Raw genomic sequence first — 908 nt, forward strand, 5'->3', positions numbered from 1 at the left:
AACTCCTCTTGGTATCCCCAATGATGATCAAAACTTTCACTGTGAAAAGCTTTATCAAAAGCAAAAGGATTTTGGTCTTTGTAGTAAGGACTTGCGATGGCTGGATTTTCAGAATAGTAGACTGTATCATCTCCTTCTAAGATCCAAACTTCTGTCGGGATTGAATAATAGTTAAAGCGAATCAAGTATTCCAGACCCAGCTGGTCCTTTTCAACCATAAAGGTCAAAAAATCTAGCTGTTTGGAACTTTCTTCTACAAAGTCAAAGACGCGACCAAAATAATCTTCCTGACATGTAAGACTACTAAGGGACCCTAATTCTTGTTTTGCAAAGGAGCAGGATTCATAATGCCCATCCTTTCTATGGTAGTGAATCCGCACACGATATTCGTACATTTTTCTTCCTAATTTCTAATTGATTTTATTCTCTTCTGTGCTGATAGATTCAGCTACAATTTTATTACGATTGACAAAAAATTCTATATGGTTGTGGCAAACTTCAAGGTCGACAGGTGTGTTACCCCCATACTCCCCATCAAGATTTAGCATAAAAGGTTCTTTGTCATCTAAGACTTCCAAATGGAGTTTACTAGTTTTAAGGTATTCGATATTGCTATTAGACACATGCTGACCGCCATTTATGGCTTGTATTAACAAGGCCAACATCTCAAATAACTTGTCTGTTTTTACTAATATCAAAGTGAAATTCCCATCATCTAACTTGGTGCCGGGAGCTAACTGTTCAAATCCACCAATGGAATTGGTCAAGGCTACAAAAATCAGTGAAACTTCTCCTTCAAAAACACCTTGATTATGGATAATTTTCACTGGACGAACCTTTGTCTGCGGGAACATTTCAATACCTTTAGCGACATAGGCAAAATACCCTAAACGAGTCTTGACCTCACT

Annotated in this window: 1 protein-coding gene and 1 pseudogene; both read right to left on the bottom strand. The window is 37.7% G+C overall.

Annotation, left to right across the window (positions count from 1 at the left end; genetic code table 11):
* On the bottom strand, positions 1–395 hold a 395-nt coding region (locus SORDD16_RS11750; RefSeq protein WP_347230204.1), incomplete at its 3' end, for a pullulanase-associated domain-containing protein.
* Between the two features lie 15 nt (positions 396–410).
* Positions 411–908: pseudogene (locus SORDD16_RS04745) on the bottom strand (diacylglycerol kinase); the annotation flags it as partial.

The organism is Streptococcus oralis (assembly GCF_001578945.1).
Classification (GTDB): domain Bacteria; phylum Bacillota; class Bacilli; order Lactobacillales; family Streptococcaceae; genus Streptococcus; species Streptococcus oralis_Q.